The organism is Mesorhizobium sp. P2_B5 (assembly GCF_056404775.1).
This window is the reverse complement of record NZ_JBFUDJ010000009.1, coordinates 1-16,303: the sequence shown is the minus strand read 5'-3', so window position 1 is coordinate 16,303 and position 16,303 is coordinate 1. Positions and strand designations below refer to the sequence as shown.

At 60.9% G+C, this 16,303-nt stretch carries 19 protein-coding genes; 6 read left to right on the top strand and 13 right to left on the bottom strand.

Annotation, left to right across the window (positions count from 1 at the left end; all coding sequences use genetic code 11):
• Positions 1-118 precede the first annotated feature (118 nt).
• The 3 genes from gpt to AC1D1N_RS24180 all read right to left on the bottom strand — a co-directional run bounded on the left by gpt (position 119) and on the right by AC1D1N_RS24180 (position 2,397).
• Positions 119-619, bottom strand: coding sequence for a xanthine phosphoribosyltransferase (gpt, locus tag AC1D1N_RS24190; protein WP_112567259.1), 501 nt, complete (start codon positions 617-619; stop codon positions 119-121).
• A gap of 105 nt (positions 620-724) precedes the next feature.
• Positions 725-1,558, bottom strand: coding sequence for a universal stress protein (locus AC1D1N_RS24185; RefSeq protein ID WP_436260142.1), 834 nt, complete (start codon positions 1,556-1,558; stop codon positions 725-727).
• A 98-nt stretch (positions 1,559-1,656) separates the two neighbouring features.
• On the bottom strand, positions 1,657-2,397 hold the full coding sequence (locus AC1D1N_RS24180) for a competence/damage-inducible protein A (protein ID WP_436260141.1): 741 nt from the start codon (positions 2,395-2,397) through the stop codon (positions 1,657-1,659).
• A gap of 172 nt (positions 2,398-2,569) precedes the next feature.
• Here AC1D1N_RS24180 and AC1D1N_RS24175 point away from each other — a divergent pair, with 172 nt between their 5' ends.
• Together AC1D1N_RS24175 and AC1D1N_RS24170 are read left to right on the top strand one after the other, a co-directional pair.
• The gene (locus AC1D1N_RS24175) at positions 2,570-3,538 is read left to right on the top strand and encodes an alpha/beta fold hydrolase (protein ID WP_477351498.1); all 969 of its coding nucleotides are present in this window, start codon (positions 2,570-2,572) and stop codon (positions 3,536-3,538) included.
• A 97-nt stretch (positions 3,539-3,635) separates the two neighbouring features.
• On the top strand, positions 3,636-3,914 hold the full coding sequence (locus AC1D1N_RS24170; protein ID WP_436260139.1) for a hypothetical protein: 279 nt from the start codon (positions 3,636-3,638) through the stop codon (positions 3,912-3,914).
• A gap of 79 nt (positions 3,915-3,993) precedes the next feature.
• On the opposite strand, the gene AC1D1N_RS24165 is transcribed toward AC1D1N_RS24170, so the two are convergent.
• The 4 genes from AC1D1N_RS24165 to AC1D1N_RS24150 form a co-directional block, all read right to left on the bottom strand.
• Positions 3,994-4,233: a DUF2188 domain-containing protein gene (locus tag AC1D1N_RS24165; RefSeq protein ID WP_112567278.1), complete on the bottom strand. Its 240-nt coding sequence runs from the start codon at positions 4,231-4,233 to the stop codon at positions 3,994-3,996.
• Between the two features lie 42 nt (positions 4,234-4,275).
• Positions 4,276-4,554 (bottom strand): DUF982 domain-containing protein, encoded by a 279-nt coding sequence (locus AC1D1N_RS24160; protein ID WP_032891817.1) that lies wholly within the window; start codon positions 4,552-4,554, stop codon positions 4,276-4,278.
• 62 nt (positions 4,555-4,616) lie between these two features.
• Entirely contained in the window at positions 4,617-4,943 is a 327-nt protein-coding gene (locus AC1D1N_RS24155) for an SH3 domain-containing protein (RefSeq protein WP_477351496.1), read from the bottom strand.
• A gap of 125 nt (positions 4,944-5,068) precedes the next feature.
• Positions 5,069-6,166, bottom strand: coding sequence for an NADH:flavin oxidoreductase/NADH oxidase (locus tag AC1D1N_RS24150; RefSeq protein ID WP_477351494.1), 1,098 nt, complete (start codon positions 6,164-6,166; stop codon positions 5,069-5,071).
• Between the two features lie 143 nt (positions 6,167-6,309).
• On the opposite strand from AC1D1N_RS24150, the gene AC1D1N_RS24145 reads away from it, so the two are divergent.
• The gene (locus tag AC1D1N_RS24145; protein ID WP_112567320.1) at positions 6,310-6,888 is read left to right on the top strand and encodes an NUDIX domain-containing protein; all 579 of its coding nucleotides are present in this window, start codon (positions 6,310-6,312) and stop codon (positions 6,886-6,888) included.
• Positions 6,889-6,909: 21 nt separating this feature from the next.
• On the opposite strand, the gene AC1D1N_RS24140 is transcribed toward AC1D1N_RS24145, so the two are convergent.
• Positions 6,910-8,415, bottom strand: coding sequence for an HAL/PAL/TAL family ammonia-lyase (locus tag AC1D1N_RS24140; RefSeq protein ID WP_436261995.1), 1,506 nt, complete (start codon positions 8,413-8,415; stop codon positions 6,910-6,912).
• Between the two features lie 283 nt (positions 8,416-8,698).
• Between AC1D1N_RS24140 and AC1D1N_RS24135 the strand changes: the two genes are divergently transcribed.
• Entirely contained in the window at positions 8,699-9,670 is a 972-nt protein-coding gene (locus AC1D1N_RS24135) for an ATP-grasp fold amidoligase family protein (RefSeq protein WP_477351492.1), read from the top strand.
• 220 nt (positions 9,671-9,890) lie between these two features.
• On the opposite strand, the gene AC1D1N_RS24130 is transcribed toward AC1D1N_RS24135, so the two are convergent.
• The 3 genes from AC1D1N_RS24130 to AC1D1N_RS24120 form a co-directional block, all read right to left on the bottom strand.
• Complete coding sequence (locus AC1D1N_RS24130; protein ID WP_112567296.1) at positions 9,891-10,097, bottom strand: hypothetical protein; 207 nt, start codon at positions 10,095-10,097, stop codon at positions 9,891-9,893.
• Between the two features lie 135 nt (positions 10,098-10,232).
• A complete protein-coding gene (locus AC1D1N_RS24125) occupies positions 10,233-10,439 on the bottom strand; it encodes a hypothetical protein (protein WP_112567323.1) in 207 nt (68 codons plus the stop codon).
• A 1,849-nt stretch (positions 10,440-12,288) separates the two neighbouring features.
• Positions 12,289-13,707, bottom strand: coding sequence for a coiled-coil domain-containing protein (locus tag AC1D1N_RS24120; protein WP_436260135.1), 1,419 nt, complete (start codon positions 13,705-13,707; stop codon positions 12,289-12,291).
• A 318-nt stretch (positions 13,708-14,025) separates the two neighbouring features.
• Here AC1D1N_RS24120 and AC1D1N_RS24115 point away from each other — a divergent pair, with 318 nt between their 5' ends.
• Positions 14,026-14,247, top strand: a complete 222-nt coding sequence (locus AC1D1N_RS24115; RefSeq protein WP_352585903.1) for a DUF768 domain-containing protein — start codon at positions 14,026-14,028, stop codon at positions 14,245-14,247.
• Positions 14,248-14,382: 135 nt separating this feature from the next.
• On the opposite strand, the gene AC1D1N_RS24110 is transcribed toward AC1D1N_RS24115, so the two are convergent.
• Positions 14,383-14,697 carry a hypothetical protein gene (locus AC1D1N_RS24110; protein WP_436260133.1) on the bottom strand — a complete coding sequence of 105 codons (315 nt, stop codon included), beginning with the start codon at positions 14,695-14,697 and terminating at the stop codon, positions 14,383-14,385.
• A 229-nt stretch (positions 14,698-14,926) separates the two neighbouring features.
• Between AC1D1N_RS24110 and AC1D1N_RS24105 the strand changes: the two genes are divergently transcribed.
• The gene (locus AC1D1N_RS24105) at positions 14,927-15,610 is read left to right on the top strand and encodes an outer membrane protein (RefSeq protein WP_436260132.1); all 684 of its coding nucleotides are present in this window, start codon (positions 14,927-14,929) and stop codon (positions 15,608-15,610) included.
• A gap of 71 nt (positions 15,611-15,681) precedes the next feature.
• Here the strand turns inward: AC1D1N_RS24105 and AC1D1N_RS24100 are convergent, their stop codons facing one another.
• Complete coding sequence (locus tag AC1D1N_RS24100) at positions 15,682-15,924, bottom strand: hypothetical protein (RefSeq protein ID WP_436260131.1); 243 nt, start codon at positions 15,922-15,924, stop codon at positions 15,682-15,684.
• Positions 15,925-16,303: the final 379 nt, after the last annotated feature.

Sequence of the window (16,303 nt, the reverse complement as noted above, 5' to 3'; positions counted from 1 at the left end):
AACCCGTCAAAATCCGCCAACAGGTGTCGATTCAACAGAATATTGTGTCTTGCGGCGCCAGTTTCCACAGCAAACCGCGCGGGCCTTGCCACTTGGGCGGATAAAGGGGTGCTGCGAATCAGCCGGCGTGATCGTCGGCGATCGGCTTCTGGTAGGTAAAACCCATATCCCAGGGAAAGTAGATCCAGGTGTCCTGGCTGACTTCGGTGACAAAGGTGTCGACCAAAGGCCGGCCTTTCGGCTTGGCATAAACCGTGGCGAAATGCGCCTTGGGCATCATGGCGCGCACGATGCCGGCCGTCTTGCCGGTGTCGGTGAGGTCGTCGATGATCAGCACGCCGACGCCGTCATCGGTGAGCAGCGCCGGTGTGATCTCCTTCAGCACCTGCAACTGCCCTTGGCTGGTGTAGTCGTGATAGGAGGCCACGCAGACCGTCTCGATGACGCGGATGCCAAGTTCGCGCGAGATGATGGCGGCGGGAACAAGCCCGCCACGGGTGATGCAGACAATGGCTTTCCACTGACCCTTGTTGGCGCCGGCTAGCCGCCAGGCGAGCGCACGGGCGTCACGATGGAACTGGTCCCAGGAGACCGGAAAGGCTTTTTCAGGAAGAGACATGGTCGCGCACTCCGCAGGGCGCGCAAGCCGCGCGCAGTCACGATGGAATGCGGGCGGAATTAGCTGGAAAGCCTTGGTCTTGGCAAGGGCCGGATCAATTCTCGCTCAGCGCGACAGGAAAGCCGCCACCGGCACGGTGCGCAACACGGTTCGCGTGACGCCGCCGAACAAAAGCTGGCGCAGCCAGGAATGGCTGTAGGCGCCGAGCACCAGAAGGTCGGCGCCGGTTTCTGCGATCCGGGTCTGGATGACGTCATCGATCGAGGCATTGCCCGACTGCTGCACCGAAACACTGACGGTGGCGCCATGCCGGGAGAGCGCCGCGGCGATCTCCGCGCCGGCGGCCTCCGGATTGTCGTCCAGTGTATCCGGTGGATCGATAACCAGAATATCGGTCTTCTCGGCTTCGATGATGAAGGGCAGGGCGTCGAAGGCGGCGCGTGCGGCTTCCTTGCTGCCGTTCCAGGCCAGCAGCACATGTTTGAATGTTGTGACGAGTGGACCCTCATGCGGCACCACCAGCACCGGCCGGCCGGCATCATAGACCAGCGTGTCGACATCGGCGCCCGGATCGCCGCCGGTCTCGCGCTGCGCGGCGATGATCAAATCGGCGGCGCGTACGCTGGAAATGCCGGTCAGCGCACTGTCGCCCGAAAAGCTCTCGAGGCTGCGCCATTCGAAGGAAAGGCCCGTTTTTTCGATCCGCCCGAGGAAAAGCGCCTGTAGCTTTTCGGCGCGCTCGCGATTCATGTCGGCGGAGACCTGCAGGAACTCGGTGTCGGGAAAGCCGGTGGCGGAAGTGTAGGGCACGGGCAGCGCTTCGGCATGAATGCCGATGAGATGGCTTTCAAACCGGTCGGCAAGCGGGATGGCGCAGTCGAGCACGCGCTCGGCATCCTGTTCGTTCTGCAATATGGCGACGATGGTCTTGAAGCGCATCGGAAATCCCTCAAATCTGCCGGCGCCTGATGCGCCCGAGGGAAAACGTCAGAGTATGGCGCTTGGTTCCGGCTCGGCGATGGGCCTCGAACCCAAGGTCAATTGGCGGCGGTGAAGCCGGCCACCATGGCCTCGACATCCGCGCGTGCCGAATCCAGCGCCTCCTGGCTGCGGGCGCGGACGACCAACTCCGTCCAGAATTTGCCGTCGCCATATTTCGGGTAGGAACCGATGATCGTGTCGGGATGCGCCTTTTGGATGTCGCCCAAGGGACCACCGATCAGGCCTTCGCCGAACGGGCAATGGACGGTGGCCGACAGCATCTTGGTGCCGGCCTTCAGCGTCGGCACGACATTGTCGAGCATGGCCTGGAAGATCGCCGGCACGCCGGCCATGACATGGACATTGCCGATGCGAAAGCCGGGCGCGACGGAGACCGGGTTGTCGATATGGTCGGCGCCGCGCGGCATGCGTGCCATGCGCTTGCGCGCCTCGGTGTATTCGATGCCGCGCGCGGCATAGCTCTCGCCCAGCATGGCATAGGCCTTGGCGTCGTATTCGCACGGCACGCCAAAGGCCTTGGAGATCGAATCGGCGGTGATGTCGTCATGCGTCGGGCCGATCCCGCCGGTGGTGAAGACATAGGTGTAGCGGGCACGCACGGCATTCACCGCCGCGACAATCTCGTCCTCCTCGTCGGGGACGATGCGCACTTCCTTCAGGTCGATGCCGATGGCCGTCATGATGTCGGCGAGGTGGCCGATGTTCCTGTCCTTGGTACGGCCGGACAGAATCTCGTCGCCGATGACGAGCATGGCGGCAGTGACGATTTCAGGCATGGAAGGCTCCGGTGGAAGGTGCCTCAGGGCAGACGGATCGCCTTGGGCAGACAAGATCGCCTGAGATAGCGCGACATGGGACGGGCGGCAATGCCGTCAGAAGCCGGCAGGCTGCCTTGCCGTGCGTCCGGCGGTGGGTGATGGTGCGCGCCGGTTCGCTCCCGGGTGAAACATGCTGGTATCGATTCTGCTGTGGCTCTTGGTCGGCCTGTTGGTGCTGGCTCTCGTCATCGTCGCCTGCCTGGTGGCGGCGACGCTCTGGATTGCGGCCAAGGCCGAAAGACTGGTGTCGGCCAGCGGACAGTTCGTCGAGATCGACGGCAACCGCATCCACTATGTCGAAACGGGCGAGGGGCGGCCGATCGTGTTCGTGCACGGACTTGGCGCGCAGCTCCACCAGTTCCGGCACACGCTCTTTAGCCGCTTTGGCCCGGGCTACCGGCTGATCGCGCTCGACCGGCCGGGATCGGGCTATTCGGTGCGGGCGAGAGGAGCCACCGGCCGATTGCCGGAACAAGCCGAGATCGTTAGGCGCTTCATCGAAACGCTCGGACTGGAAAGGCCGCTCGTGGTCGGCCATTCGCTGGGCGGCGCCGTCACGCTGACCCTGGCGGTGGAACATCCCGAGGCGATTTCCGGCATCGCCTTGCTGGCGCCGCTGACGCATCTGGAAGCCGGCGTGCGCGAGAAGGCGGGCCTGCTCTATATCCGCTCGCGGCTTTGGCGCCGGATCATGGCCTATACCGTCGCTGTACCGACAAGCCTCCGATATGCGCGGCAGACCCTGGAGTTCATCTTCGCGCCGCAGGCCGTTCCCGCCGACTATATGGCCAATGGCGGCGGATGGCTCGGGCTGAGGCCAAGCCATTTCCATGCGACCTCCACCGATTTCGTGGCGGTCGAAGAGGATCTTGGCCGCATTGAGCAGCGTTACGGCGAGATCGCCATGCCGGCCGGCATTTTCTTCGGTACTGCCGATCGCGTCATCGACATGCGCATCCACGGAGAGCCAATGAAGGACAGGATCGGCGGGCTCGATTCCGAGACGGTCGATGGCCTCGGCCACATGCCGCAATTCGCCGAGCCGGACCGCGTCATCACCTTCATCAAGCGCATCGCCGAGCGGGCATTTTTGCCATAGGCATCACCGCGGCCTCACGACAATTTCACTGAACCATTCGGCGGATGTCCGGATTTACTCCGGGTCGCACCCAAGGCGGCAGATACGGAGTAATTCAATGTACAGGAAACTTTTCGCAGCATCTGTTCTGACGATCGGTCTCGCCACGTCGGCGATGGCTCAATCATCTGACGGAACCTCCTCCAACCATCGCAGCTGGTGGCCGTTCGGCAACGAGCAGTCCTCGACCGTCGACCAGAGCACCACCGGAAGCATCAATGCCGACGGCTCAGGCGGCCAGGACTATATCGGTTCTGCCGGGCCGTGCGCCTCTGACCCGTCAGGACCCTACGGAAATGTGAGGCCCAACGTGAACGATCAGTATTGCGGCAAATAATCGACGCAGACTCTCAACTGACCGGCAGGATGCCTGAAACAGGCATCCACGGCCGGCAGCGATATCAAACAACCAACGATTAGTCGGAAACTTCGGTCTGTGGCCGATCGCGGCCGTCGGCCAGTTCGTCGTGCCACTTGCCGTCGGCATCCTCATACTGGATGCCGTCTGTCGCGCCGGCGACCTGCTGCTCGGCCGAGGCGATCTCGGCGGCGCGCAGAGCGTCCTGGTGGGTGGGGAATGTCTCCGAGAATGTCGAACCGACCTTGTAGGCCCAGCCCCCGTCATGCTCGACGATCTTGTAAGTCAGCTTCGCCATGAAATCCTCCGGTTCGTCCGTTCGTTCAATGCGGCCGGTTCTTCAATGCAATTTGGCGTCGGGCAACCGGTCTTCGGGAACCAGCACTTCCGATTCCTTGGCCGCTTCGATCAAAGCCCTGCGCGCATCGGCCGTCGAACGATAACCTTCCAGCACTTTGAGGCAAGTGTCGAGAGCATCACGATGGCGCGGGCCGCGATTGAGCGGCCAGACCGTCATCAGACACTCCGCCGCTTCCTGGGTGCTGCGGATCTGGCGATATTTGCCGACGTGGCCGAGTTCGACCACGACGGGCGTTTCAAAAGGTTTGTTATCCATGATGGCCGCAACGCAAAGCAGCCAATTTGGTTGCAAAAGTGGCAGTCAGCCTGCGCCCAAACGTCTCAGAGGCCTCTCAGTAGCCGCAGTCGTTGCGCAGCCAGCGCGCGTTGGCCCAGCCGGTCCGGCCCTTGAAGTCGATCTGGTACCAGTTGCCGCGACGGGTCGAAGATTTCGGTGTGGTCGCCGTTGAACAGTTGGCCGATCATGCGCGACGACGAGTTCGGCCGCGCGCGTACGGCAAGAAACCCGCTGCCTGAGTCCAGATCGTAGTGCCTGGACAGGCCGTGCACGGTGCCTTCGCAATATTGCGCGCCAACCGGAGATGACGCAGCGAACGACAGCGCGACCACCAGAGCGGCGGCCGCGGGATAGAGTGCCCTTGATACCATGACTTTGCTCCCAACCCGGCCGCAAAGGCGACCTTACCCTACGGAAACAGTGTGGTCGGATTAAAGCGAAGCTGCGGCTGCCTGTCCAGCAAATGCGCTTTTGCGCATCCGTCGGTGCAGCCTGCTTAGACCTTCATCCAGTGCTGCATCGTCGTTACCGAGCGGGCAAGCTGTGGCGCCGGATGGATTTTCTCGCCAAAGGTGGCGGCGGCGCGCCAACCCCAGCGCGGATCGGCGAGGAAGGCGCGCGCCAGCGCCACCATGTCGGCGCGGCCGTCGGCGACGATCGTTTCGGCCTGGGCGGGATCGTCGATCAGGCCGACAGCCCGCGTCGGAATGCCGGCGCCCTTGCGCACCGCTTCGGCCAGATGCACCTGATAGCCGGGGCCGGTCGGCAGCTTCTGCAAGGGAGAATTGCCGCCGCTCGAGCAGCAGAGATAGGCAATGCCGAGCGCTTTCAACGCCTTGGCCACCTCGATCGCGTCCGCGACGTCGAAGCCTCCATCGACCCAGTCCGTTACCGACAGGCGTGCGCCAAGCATCAGGTTTGGAACGGCCTTCCTCACCGATTTGGCGATCTCAAGCAGGAAACGCATGCGGTTTTCCAGCGATCCGCCCCAGCGGTCGGTGCGCTGGTTGGAAAGCGGCGACAGGAACTGGAAGATCAGGTAGCCGTGCGCGGCGTGCAGCTCAAGGAAGTCGAAGCCGGCGCGCTCGGCCCGCCTTGCGGCTTGAGCGAAGCGCTCGACAAGCAGCAGGATTTCATCCTCCTCCAGCGCATGCGGCACGTTCCAGCCGGTGTCGTAGGCGATGGCCGAGGCCGATACGGTCTGCCAGGGATCCTCGCCCGGCTGCAATGGACCGCCGCCTTCCCAGGGCTTTCGGTTGGACGCTTTGCGCCCGGCATGGGCAAGCTGGATGCCGAATTTCGTCTCCGGGGCGGCGACGCGCCTGGCGGCATCCAGCGTGCGCCGGGCGGCGGCCTCGTTGTCGTCTGAGTAAAGGCCGTGGCAACCATGGGTGATGCGGCCGCGCCGCTCGACATCGGTCATTTCCACGGTGACCATGCCGGCGCCCGACATGGCCAGGTTCATCCAGTGATAGAGGTGCCAGTCGCTGGCCGAGCCGTCATCGGCGGAATATTGGCACATCGGCGCCACCGCGATGCGGTTCGGGAAGGTCAGGCCATCGAGGGTGATCGGCTGGAAAAGCGCTGCGGTCATCAAAAAACTCCGGGGACGGGATTGCAGCTATTTAGGCGATGGCAGCTGATGGCACCAGACACGAGACGGTGAAGCTTTGCTGTCCTGGTTGCGCGAAAAACGGTTCGCGGTTACGCCATGGCGCCGACAGCATGGAGTTCATCATGGAAGATCGCATCCGTATCCGCTCGGAGGAAGTCCTGTCCGATGACTGGGCGGTCCTGAAGAAGACCGTACTCGATTATCGCCGGCGCGACGGGCAGTGGGAGACGCAGATTCGCCAGACCTACGATCGCGGCGACGGCGCGGTGATCCTGCCCTTCGATCCCGAGCGCCAGACGGTTCTTCTGGTGCGGCAGTTCCGCTATCCCGCCTATGTCACCGGGCACCGCGAACCGCTTATCGAGGCCTGCGCCGGTCTGCTCGACGAAAACGATCCGGAAACCGCCATCCTCAAGGAGGCCGAGGAAGAGCTCGGCTATCACTTAGAGAACATCGAGCGGCTGTTTGCGCCCTATATGAGCCCGGGCAGCGTGACCGAACGGCTGTGGTTCTTCGTGGCGCGCTATTCACCTGCCGACCGCATCTCGGCCGGCGGCGGCGCACCGGAAGAGGGCGAGGACATCGAGGTGCTCGAAATGCCGCTCGACGAGGCGCTCGCCGGCATAGCCGACGGCCGCATCATCGACGCCAAGACGATCATCCTGATCCAGCACCTGAAACTGTACCCGCTGAAGGCTTAGCTCCGCGAAGCTCGGCGGGCCTCACTCGGTGGGCTGCGGACAGGGTGGCACGTCCACTTCGCGGATAAAGTTGCGCAATTCCTCCATGTCCCCGGATAGAGGCCGATCGTCGGAATAGTGCGCTATGTTGTCCCGGACCATGCGGTAGATGGTGTCGGTGCCGGGCGCGCGTGCGCCGCGCTCGGCCAGAAAATCATGGGCCTGCGCGGCGGCCATGAGTTCGATTGCCAAAATGTATTCCGCGTTGTCGATAACGGCGAGCAGCTTGTTGGCTGCCACCGTTGGATGCGCCAGAAAATCCTCTTGCAGGCCGGATGTGACGCCGCCGTCGGTCGCCGCCGGAGCGGCCAGGCGCCGGTTGACGTTGCTCAGCGACGTGGCGGTGTATTGGGCAATCATGAAGCCGGAATTGGCTCCATCCTCATCAGCAAGGAAGGGCGGCAAATTGTTGACCAGGGGATTGACGAGACGATCGATGCGACGCTCGCTCATTCCGGCCACCTGCGCCAAGGCGATCGTCAGGCCATCGGCGGCCTGTCCGAGCGCCGGCGCCACCGCATGCGCCTCCGAGACAACCTGAGGATCGTTCAACGATCCGAATACCGCGGGATTGTCAGTGACGGCAGCCAATTCACGGTCAACCAGCTCAGCGGACCGGTCCAACACCTCGCGGGCGGCGCCATGAACATGCGGCACGGCGCGAAGACTGAGTGCGTCCTGCGTGCGACTGCCGTGAGCAAGCGCGATGAGCTCGCTGCCGTGAAGCCAGCCGCGCAGCGCTTTGCCCACATCCTGAATGCCGGGCGAGGGCCGCATCGCCAGGATTTGCTCGCCGAAGGCCGGCATTTGTGCGCCCGCGGCTTCAAGCGTCAAAGCGGCCGCGGCGTCAGCCCATCCCAGCAAGCGCTCCGCGCGCTGCACGGCGATGCTGGTCAGGCCGGTCGCGCACGCCGTGCCATTGACCAGACTCAAGCCTTCCTTCGCACCAAGCTCCAGGGGCTCCAGACCCATTTCGGCAAGCGCCTCCAGTCCGCTCATCGAGCGACCTGCCACGGTTGCACTGCCTTCACCGATCAAGACCAGTGCCACATGCGCGTTGTGCGTCAGATACCCGGCCGACCCCCTGGATGGCACGTCGGGAATGCAGTCGCGCTCGATAAAGGTGAGCAGATTGCGGACGATTGCGGGGCTTACGCCGGAATGGCCATGCGCGAAATTTGCCACTTGCGCGGCAATGATCGCGCGCACGCCGCGTCTCGGCACCAGGTCACCGACGCCGCATGCGTGGCTGCGAATGATGTTGCGTGACAGTTTCTTTTGCAGCGCAGGCGCCACCACCTTGCTTGCCAATGCGCCGACCCCGGTGTTGACGCCATAGGCGCGGATGCCTTTTTCGACGATGGAAGCGACGATCTGGTTCGCAAAGGCGATCCTCTCCCACGCTGCCGGACTGAGCGCCAGGGATTCGCCTTCGCTCACCTGCGCGATGTCGCGCCAGCTGGCGTTGCCATCTATCGTTATTGTCATTGGTCGTTCCGAATTAGCGCTGCGGATGGGCAAACGCTGTTGGGTCGCACGCTGGTGAGAACCTTGCCCTTGGCTCCGTAGCGCAGAACCGCGATGCATAGTGACGATGGAATCGGCGATTGATGCGACTGGAGCGACGTCGTGGGTAATAAAACTCTGATCCAGCACCTGAGGCTCAATCCCCTTTCGGGCTGAACCACGGCTCCACTTCGGCGCGCGCATTATCGGGCTTGACCCGCGAATCCCGGTCGCCTAGTCGTCCGGAAGTTGCAAGGACACCGGAATGGCGCGTGGCGCAAAGGCATGGCTGAAGCGAAGCAGCGCGCGGGCATCTCTCCTGTTGCTGAACGCCGCGCTGCTTGTCCGCTACCGCCGGTTGACCCAGCGTTTCCTTGAGCGGATGCGGCATCTGCCGAATTTCGCAGCCCCTGTGACCTTCACGGAGAAGATCCACTGGCGCAAGATTTTCGATGACGATCCTCGCTTTGTCGGTCTTCTCGACAAGCTAAAGTCCAAGGAACTTGTCCGTGAACGGCTTCCCTGGCTCTCCATTCCCGAGATTCTGTGGCAGGGCGACGACCCGCGACAAATCCCCTTCGATGACTTGAACATTCCCTACGCCGTCAAATGCAACCACGGTTGCGCCATGAATGTCATCGTCCGCGATCCGGCAAACGTCGACCGGGAGGCAATCATTGCCGAGATGACCGGATACCTTGCGCAGACCTATGGTACCCGCAAGCTGGAGCGCAGCTATGCGCATATCAGGCGGCGGGTTTTCGTCGAAGCGCTGGTCGGCAAGGACCAGGACTATAACCCGGTCGACTACAAGCTCTGCGTGCTGGCAGGCCGCGTCGAATACATCGTCGTCGTCGCTTTCCGTTCCACGGTCAAGAATACGGGCCACCTGGACCGTGATTGGCACCCGTTGAACATCGTCCAGGGCGCGATCGACTCTAGTCTGAAAATCCCTCCTCCAAGGAGCCTCGCCCGGATGATCGAGGCAGCCGAGGCGCTTAGCAGCGAATTCGACATGGTGCGTGTCGATTTCTACGAGGAGGATGGAGAACCGATCTTCGGAGAATTCACGGTCTATCCCCGCAGCGGGCTGCTGCAATTCGACCCGGCCAGCTTCGATGGCGAACTGGGCGCGCATTGGGATATTGGCGCCTCCGGCTACCTCAGCCGTGTGCCCAGCCGATTTGCCCGACGATACAAGGCTATGCTTGTCGCTGCCGGCTATCTCGACATTTGAGGCAACTGCTTCGGGTGACCTGCCCGTTTCAGATGTGGGGCGCTTGCCGATCTATAGCGGTTGCTTTGGACAGCTTGGCCAGCTCGTCCTCGACCTGCCTGGCTGCAGAGTCGGTGCTTTCGAAGTGTTGCATCAACTGATGCCGGAGTAGCGCAAGTTGCGCCGGGCGATAGATGGGCCCACTTCTCGCGATTTCGGGGTTCAGGGTCGCGATCATCGGTCAATTTGCCTTGATGGGATCGATCTTCGTCAGCCGGCGCCTAGCCTCGACCACGCGCCGTTGCGCAGAGCGAATTCGGCAACACAAGGCGAGGTTCACGGCGACGCCGCCCTCTTCATCGAGCAAGTTTTCAGCGCGTTCGAGATCCAACTTTGCCCGGCCGACGCTCTGTCGCGCTCTGGCCAGTTCCAAGTTCATCAGGTCCATTGTTCCGCGTCCTTTTGGGTTGATATCCCTTCGGAACACCAACCCCTGCCGAACGCTTTGGTTCCTGCGACGTATTGGCCGATCACCGCCGAGGCTGCCAACAACCTCTCCCACACTATCCGCAGTGGAGTGCGATTATTGTGCGAACTGTTTCAGCGCTGTTGGGTCGATTGTCGTCAGACGCCCTCCGGATTTCACGACCCGCCGCCTCGCAGATCGTATCCTGCTGGATGCGGCGAGGTTCTCAGCCACCATTTTCTCGCTGAGTACCAGCGCGAGTTCGGTCTGCTTGATGCGCTGCTCGGCATCGGCGACTCGCATGGTCAGAAGATCAGCTGCCATTCTGGGTCCGGGGTCCGCAAAGTCCATAAGCGCCTAACACATGGCGGGCGAAATTGTTCCCTATTGTCGGGCGAAACCGATGCGGCATCAAGGGGGACTGAGGTTGAACCGACGAGATATCCCAACATCGACGTCGTGGGCGCACACCTGTCGGCACGCCAGAAGAGTGCGACGAACGCAGGCGTTTGGGCCGAGCGCCAGGGCATCGAGAGGCGACGACGAGCGGTAGCAACCCGATCACTTCTGATCAATTGCCAAGTTGGCGACTGTTTAGAATGGTCAGGCTCGCTACAGCTTTGACAGGTACCGTTACGGCCTGACTAAGCGGAGGTATCAATGGTCTCGGCGATTGGAAATCAACATCGGCAGGTACCGGAAACTCAACCGAAACCCGCAAAGACAGAACCGGGCGAAGTATTTGTGCCAGGCAAAAGCGCAGACAGCGTAGGACATCGCGCCAAGGCTATGGTGGCAGAAAGTGGCGACACAGATCCTGGTGCGCAGGGGCGCGCCGCGTCGACAATCGCCAGAATGGATATTACCGTTTTGACTCCACCGAGCGAAGGGCCGCCTTTGGAGTAGCTCGGGCGGCCGTGCCGGCTTCCTCACGGTGGCGGGCTTCAGTCTTTGTGCAGCACGATGTAGCGACTGCTCACCGCATTCGCGCCCTTGCCCCGCGTGACGACAACCGTCCTGTATCCCGCGGGAAGGGAACCTGTAGCGGATGGGTCGACTGGACTGCATCGCCCGACGATCTCCCCGTTGGGGGCGCCTGCGAGCCTGTTGGCCAAAGCAACCCGGCATTCGTCAAGGGATACGAACATCTTGGCCGGTGACGGATCGAGCGGTTTGCAGACAGCCTGGCCTGGACTGCACGACAGCAGAACCATCATTGCTGCAGTTGCCGAATCCATTTGCGAGTTTCTCCCCTTCGTGGACGAAATCTCAACGCGGGAGCGGGTACTTTGTTTCGCAGCTGCTAAAATATCAGAGCGTGAGTGGGAACAAGAAGCGGCTATGTCGGTTCTTTGAGCATGCGAGGCAAGATCAAGGATCCGCCGCCGAAACCCAGCCAGAGGAAGGCGCCAGTCCGTCCGGACAAGGACGCATCGCCGGAGCCTCAACATATCGACCCGCCACCGCGCGATGTACGCGAGGCGCCGGCGCCAAATCCAAACGGCGACAAAAAATCCTGACGGCCAGTCGACCAAGAAGCCGTTTCTGAGGCAGCCACCAGCGAAGACGTAGGCAGCGTGTTCGAAGTCATCTTGGAGGCGATGAAGAACCGCGCCGGCGGAGGTGGCACTGGTAGTGTATGGTCAATGAGGCTATAGCGGCTCCTCCAATCTCTGATTGACGCGCAGATGTGAGCCTGTGCCATTTCGAATAAGATTTGTCGGCATCAATCTTGCAGCGCAGGTTTGCCGGCTGACCCCGGTCCTGATCGCGTACTCTGATCAGGTTTGTGAGGCTCGCCGGGCTTGAGGTCGTGGGGGTCTTCGCCCGGCGAGTTTGCCACTTGCCGCCCTGCCAGGATGCGTGATGCCGTTTTGTACGATTCCGTACCATCTGGTGGTGGCGAAGGTGGTGGCGACGGCGGCGGTGACGACTGACACAGGCGGCTTAGCCGGACACCCGAAGGACCAGTTGCCCAGATGTAAGCTTCGGCTAAATTATCTTGCGACGAGAATTCAAACCCTTACCCTCGTCAATCTCTGACGCTCGCTGGCCCCCTTGCGGGCTTTTTTCTTGAGAGGAACCTATACCGGTTTTCCGTGGTTGAGTGTTCCGATCGCGTTACCCACTGATCACTTTATACCCGCCAACATCAGTAACGCCGCCGCCACGTCTATGACGCTGCACGCAGGCTTGTGCGGGAACGTCGCCTGGTCCTGGGTCGGGCCGGTTCCGCTGCCACGCTGTCAACACCAATGGCGCCCTCACGTTCCCTTGCACTCGTTACTTTGTGCAAGCGCTCATATGGCAACAACCCTTTGACGCGCGCACTGAGCGCAGCGATTTCTCCCCGCATGTCCTCGCATTCCTGCCTCTGGACATCGGATTGCATCTGTTCGGAGGCGTATTGGACAGAGAGCTGCGAGAGGTCCGCGGTCAACCTCGAAATGCTCAGCTTATCAGCTTCGCTCTCTTTCATGAGATCAGAATACCTTTCATCTGCAACCTGCTTTTCAGCCATGGTATCGCTCAATTGAGCCGTCAGCCTGGCGATCTCGCTGGATGCTTCGCTTGCCTTGCTCAGCGCCATATCCAGTCGCGATTGAAGGCTTTGAATTTCAGAACGCAAGCCGCGTATCTCCGCAAGAGTGCGTGCGCGTTCGGCTTCTCTGTCATCTTCCGTGATGCGTGCGGCTTCTGTCATTTCCGACAATTTCGCCTGCATGATCTCAAGCGACTTCTGCAGCCGCGTTTCCTCTTTCTCGCTCTTGCCAAGCGCAGCCAGCAGTTCGGAATGCCGCGCCGCATCGTTGGCATGGATGGTCGATAGTTCATCGAGCCTGCGCCGCGCCTCAGCTTCGCGCTTTTGTGCCTTGTCGAGGTCGATCGAAAGCCTCACATGCTTTTCCCGCAAAGTGTCGTTTTCCCGTGAGCGCCTATCGGCCTCGGCCGTTCTCACCGCAAGAGCTTTGGCAACCTCGCTGAATTCCGCTTCCCGCTTTGCGCTGGCATTGGCTGCCTCGACCAGTTCCAGCCTTACTGCGGCCAGTGCGCCGCGAAGAGCGTCCCTGTCCTGAACCAGACTCGCCTCACGCTGCTGCATGGCACCGAACGCGCTCTCGTGCTCGCGCTGCTTCCTCGTCACATCGTGCAGTTGTTCAGACAGGACCTTCTGTTCCGCAGTCAGGTTGGCGTTTGCTATTTCCAGTTCGTTGGCGCGAAAGAAGTCTGCTTGAAGGATGTGGAAGAATTCGCGTGTGTAGTGGTGTGAGGTTGCAACCTCCAGAAGCTTCGCTTTGACTTCCTCCAAATGCTCCTCAGCATCGTGGAACAGCCTCTCAAAAGAGCCCAAAGCATCGAGCCGGCTCTGCGTATGCGGAGTCAGCTGTCGCGGAGCTTCAATGGAAACGCCCTCAAGTTGAGGGGCATCGGTCGCTATCGCGAGGTCGTCTTTCGGGACACTATCGTCCTGAGATGGGGCCATATCGTCGAGGCTCAGGGAGTTGTTCAAAGCCTCGGCTAGCTCTATCTGGAGTTCCTCGGCAGCCTTTTCCACTTTGTCATAACGTTTGATAAAGTTCGGCAAATTCATATCAAGCACTCCCTACGCAACATAACCTTTTGCGACGCCACTTTAAGCCACCTTTAAGGCGAGAGGTTCATGCATTTGAAGGGCAAGATGCTGGAGTGATTACAACGCTATCCGTGGATATCTAAGATCTTCGGATATATCCGTCACCTGACCTCAAGACACGCTGACCGAAACAGGCGCCGGCGGGGCTTTCTGCGGTCAGGACAGATCGCGGGACTTCCGCCAACTCGCAGCGCGTGCTTGTGTATCCAGACTTGGAAACGCAACCGCAGGTTTCGCGCCTTCCATCGGATACGTGCGTTAGGCATCTATTCGTTCATGAGCGATCGCGGCATTCACTTCCTGGACGAATGGATGGCAGAACACCTTCTGCACGTCACCAACGATGATCCAGCCACGGCCGTCGACCTGGCCGACCAGGTGATTGAAGCGGCGAAAGAGCAAGGTATAAGCGCCGACGAGATTAGCGAGGAAGTTGGCAGCGTATTCAAAGTCATTCTCGATATGATGCAGCGTCGCGGAAGCGATTGGGCAGAGTAGAACGTTCCTGTAGCGAGAGATGCCTTGTGCCCTACACCGCTCCTCCTTGGTGATAAAACATTGTCCTCCGCGGATCGGCTGGCTCGGCGCCATGTCTCTAGCCGGGGGCAGGTGGCACGAGATCAGAGAGCTTGGTCATTTTCGGGAAGGGTTGCCGATTAGTGGAGTTTTTCGCTTCGGCGGGACGTAGCTCTCCACCAGGCGGACATGCTCGGCGTCGACCGTCACCAACGGCCGGAGGCTGATGGTTACCTTATCGCCGTCGATGCGAGTGACATGGCCGGTTAGCTCCATATGCTGGCCGATCACGGCCTTTGAAGTGGAATCGACAACCGAATGCGGGAAGGCATAGGAGGGGATCGTCACACTGATGCGATCGCGTGTCACCCGACCGCGCACAACCGCCGTGACGGCGACTTCATCGCCTACCTTGATATTGCCCCGAGCCATGCCGATGATTCTGGCGCTGTCCGCCGCTTAGTCAAGAAGCTGCTAATATACTGCCGCCGGTGGGGGGCGGAACTGGGCTGGTTCGGGCGCCAGGACGCGCGGGACGCGTCTGCGGTGTAAGGGCAGAAATCCCGCGAACGAAGCAAGTCTCAAGTGTTGCAGGAATGAGACAATAACTTTAGCGAACTCTGATACATTAGGTGCTGGGACTTTTAGCGTGGGGACAACGATGCGCAGCCTTTCAATTGCAATTGCAGGTATTTTCGCGATGCTGGCTGGGTCGGCGTATGCCGCAGATGCTGTCATCGATGCTCCGCCCGAAAGCATCAATTGGTCGGGAGCCTATCTCGGCGCCGTGGCCGGGTGGGGCTGGAGCAGCGATCCCTACCGTTACGGTGGCAGCACCGTTGACGTCGATGCGGACGGCTTTGTCGGCGGTATAACCGCTGGTTACAATTGGCAGGCGGGGCAGATCGTCTTCGGCGTCGAAGGTGACGTGTCTTACGCCGATATTAACGGCAGCGTCCTCAAGGTGCCGTTTGTACCGCCTTGCGGGGACGAGGGCTGTTCGGCGGATATCGACTGGTATGGCACAGGCCGTGCGCGCCTAGGCTATGCCTTCGAGAACTTTCTTCCCTATGTCACGGGTGGCTTTGCTGTCGGCAAGGTCAAAGGCACGGCTGACATTGGAGCCTGTGGCTTTACCCCGACCTGCGGGTACGACGAGACCCGGTGGGGCTGGGCGGCCGGCGCAGGTGTTGAATGGGCGCTGAACCAGAAGCTGTCGTTCAAGGCTGAGTACATGCACGTCGACCTGGGCACTCCCGACTTCAACACACTTAATCCTCCAGATCCTTCGACTTCCAGAATCGACTTCGACACGGTCCGCGTGGGTATCAACTACCACTTCTAAAGCGGCTTCCCGACTTCAAGCGGCTGTACGGCATACTCGTGATGCTTTGGCCGTCAAGCCGCCCTTGAACGCTATCCAGCCGTGGGGGGCTTCACCGGCCCTGTGCCGTTCGGCTGGATGAATGGCGCCCTCTTGCCGGTAATGGTCTCAATCGACTTCAACAACGGTCCGTGGACCTCACGAAGCGCTTGGTAGTGCTCGCTGTGGTACGCCAGGAGGGGACCGATGATGCTCTTGTGCAGCGCCTCTGCTGCCACGAGGAAGCGCTCGATTTCCTCCTGCGAAAGCTGTTTTGAAGGTTTGGTTCTGGCCATTGGCGAACTCGGTTTGAGGAGATCGCCGCAACGAGGATTATAATCCTACATGGCAGACCAGCTGACAAGCGTTTTTGAGCGGAGGCCGACCTTCGAGAGGGGGCTTAGGGGACTTCAGTCTTAGTTGAGCGATCGCTAATATGCCTGTAGCTTGGGCAGTGCGGGAAACCCGAATACCAAATGTCCCATGGGTAGCATCGGACCAGTTCGCCGCATTATCAGAAGGCTGTCCTAAGTGCTCTCAACTGTATTGCGGGAAAAGCTGGTTTGCGAATGCGGTCGCACCGGGTATTTGAAACTACGAGAAGACGCTCAGCCCCTCAGCGGCACCTGGGAATCCTACAGCTTGGAGGGATCCTACAGCTTGGAGGGTTTCGAG

Excerpts from the sequence above, each read along its gene's own strand:
- gpt (WP_112567259.1), bottom strand. The coding sequence starts at position 619 with ATGTCTCTTCCTGAAAAAGCCTTTCCGGTCTCCTGGGACCAGTTCCAT.
- AC1D1N_RS24185 (WP_436260142.1), bottom strand. The coding sequence starts at position 1,558 with ATGCGCTTCAAGACCATCGTCGCCATATTGCAGAACGAACAGGATGCC.
- AC1D1N_RS24180 (WP_436260141.1), bottom strand. The coding sequence starts at position 2,397 with ATGCCTGAAATCGTCACTGCCGCCATGCTCGTCATCGGCGACGAGATT.
- AC1D1N_RS24175 (WP_477351498.1), top strand. The coding sequence starts at position 2,570 with ATGCTGGTATCGATTCTGCTGTGGCTCTTGGTCGGCCTGTTGGTGCTG.
- AC1D1N_RS24170 (WP_436260139.1), top strand. The coding sequence starts at position 3,636 with ATGTACAGGAAACTTTTCGCAGCATCTGTTCTGACGATCGGTCTCGCC.
- AC1D1N_RS24165 (WP_112567278.1), bottom strand. The coding sequence starts at position 4,233 with ATGGCGAAGCTGACTTACAAGATCGTCGAGCATGACGGGGGCTGGGCC.
- AC1D1N_RS24155 (WP_477351496.1), bottom strand. The coding sequence starts at position 4,943 with ATGGTATCAAGGGCACTCTATCCCGCGGCCGCCGCTCTGGTGGTCGCG.
- AC1D1N_RS24150 (WP_477351494.1), bottom strand. The coding sequence starts at position 6,166 with ATGACCGCAGCGCTTTTCCAGCCGATCACCCTCGATGGCCTGACCTTC.
- AC1D1N_RS24145 (WP_112567320.1), top strand. The coding sequence starts at position 6,310 with ATGGAAGATCGCATCCGTATCCGCTCGGAGGAAGTCCTGTCCGATGAC.
- AC1D1N_RS24140 (WP_436261995.1), bottom strand. The coding sequence starts at position 8,415 with ATGACAATAACGATAGATGGCAACGCCAGCTGGCGCGACATCGCGCAG.
- AC1D1N_RS24135 (WP_477351492.1), top strand. The coding sequence starts at position 8,699 with ATGGCGCGTGGCGCAAAGGCATGGCTGAAGCGAAGCAGCGCGCGGGCA.
- AC1D1N_RS24130 (WP_112567296.1), bottom strand. The coding sequence starts at position 10,097 with ATGGACCTGATGAACTTGGAACTGGCCAGAGCGCGACAGAGCGTCGGC.
- AC1D1N_RS24125 (WP_112567323.1), bottom strand. The coding sequence starts at position 10,439 with ATGGCAGCTGATCTTCTGACCATGCGAGTCGCCGATGCCGAGCAGCGC.
- AC1D1N_RS24120 (WP_436260135.1), bottom strand. The coding sequence starts at position 13,707 with ATGAATTTGCCGAACTTTATCAAACGTTATGACAAAGTGGAAAAGGCT.
- AC1D1N_RS24115 (WP_352585903.1), top strand. The coding sequence starts at position 14,026 with ATGAGCGATCGCGGCATTCACTTCCTGGACGAATGGATGGCAGAACAC.
- AC1D1N_RS24110 (WP_436260133.1), bottom strand. The coding sequence starts at position 14,697 with ATGGCTCGGGGCAATATCAAGGTAGGCGATGAAGTCGCCGTCACGGCG.
- AC1D1N_RS24105 (WP_436260132.1), top strand. The coding sequence starts at position 14,927 with ATGCGCAGCCTTTCAATTGCAATTGCAGGTATTTTCGCGATGCTGGCT.
- AC1D1N_RS24100 (WP_436260131.1), bottom strand. The coding sequence starts at position 15,924 with ATGGCCAGAACCAAACCTTCAAAACAGCTTTCGCAGGAGGAAATCGAG.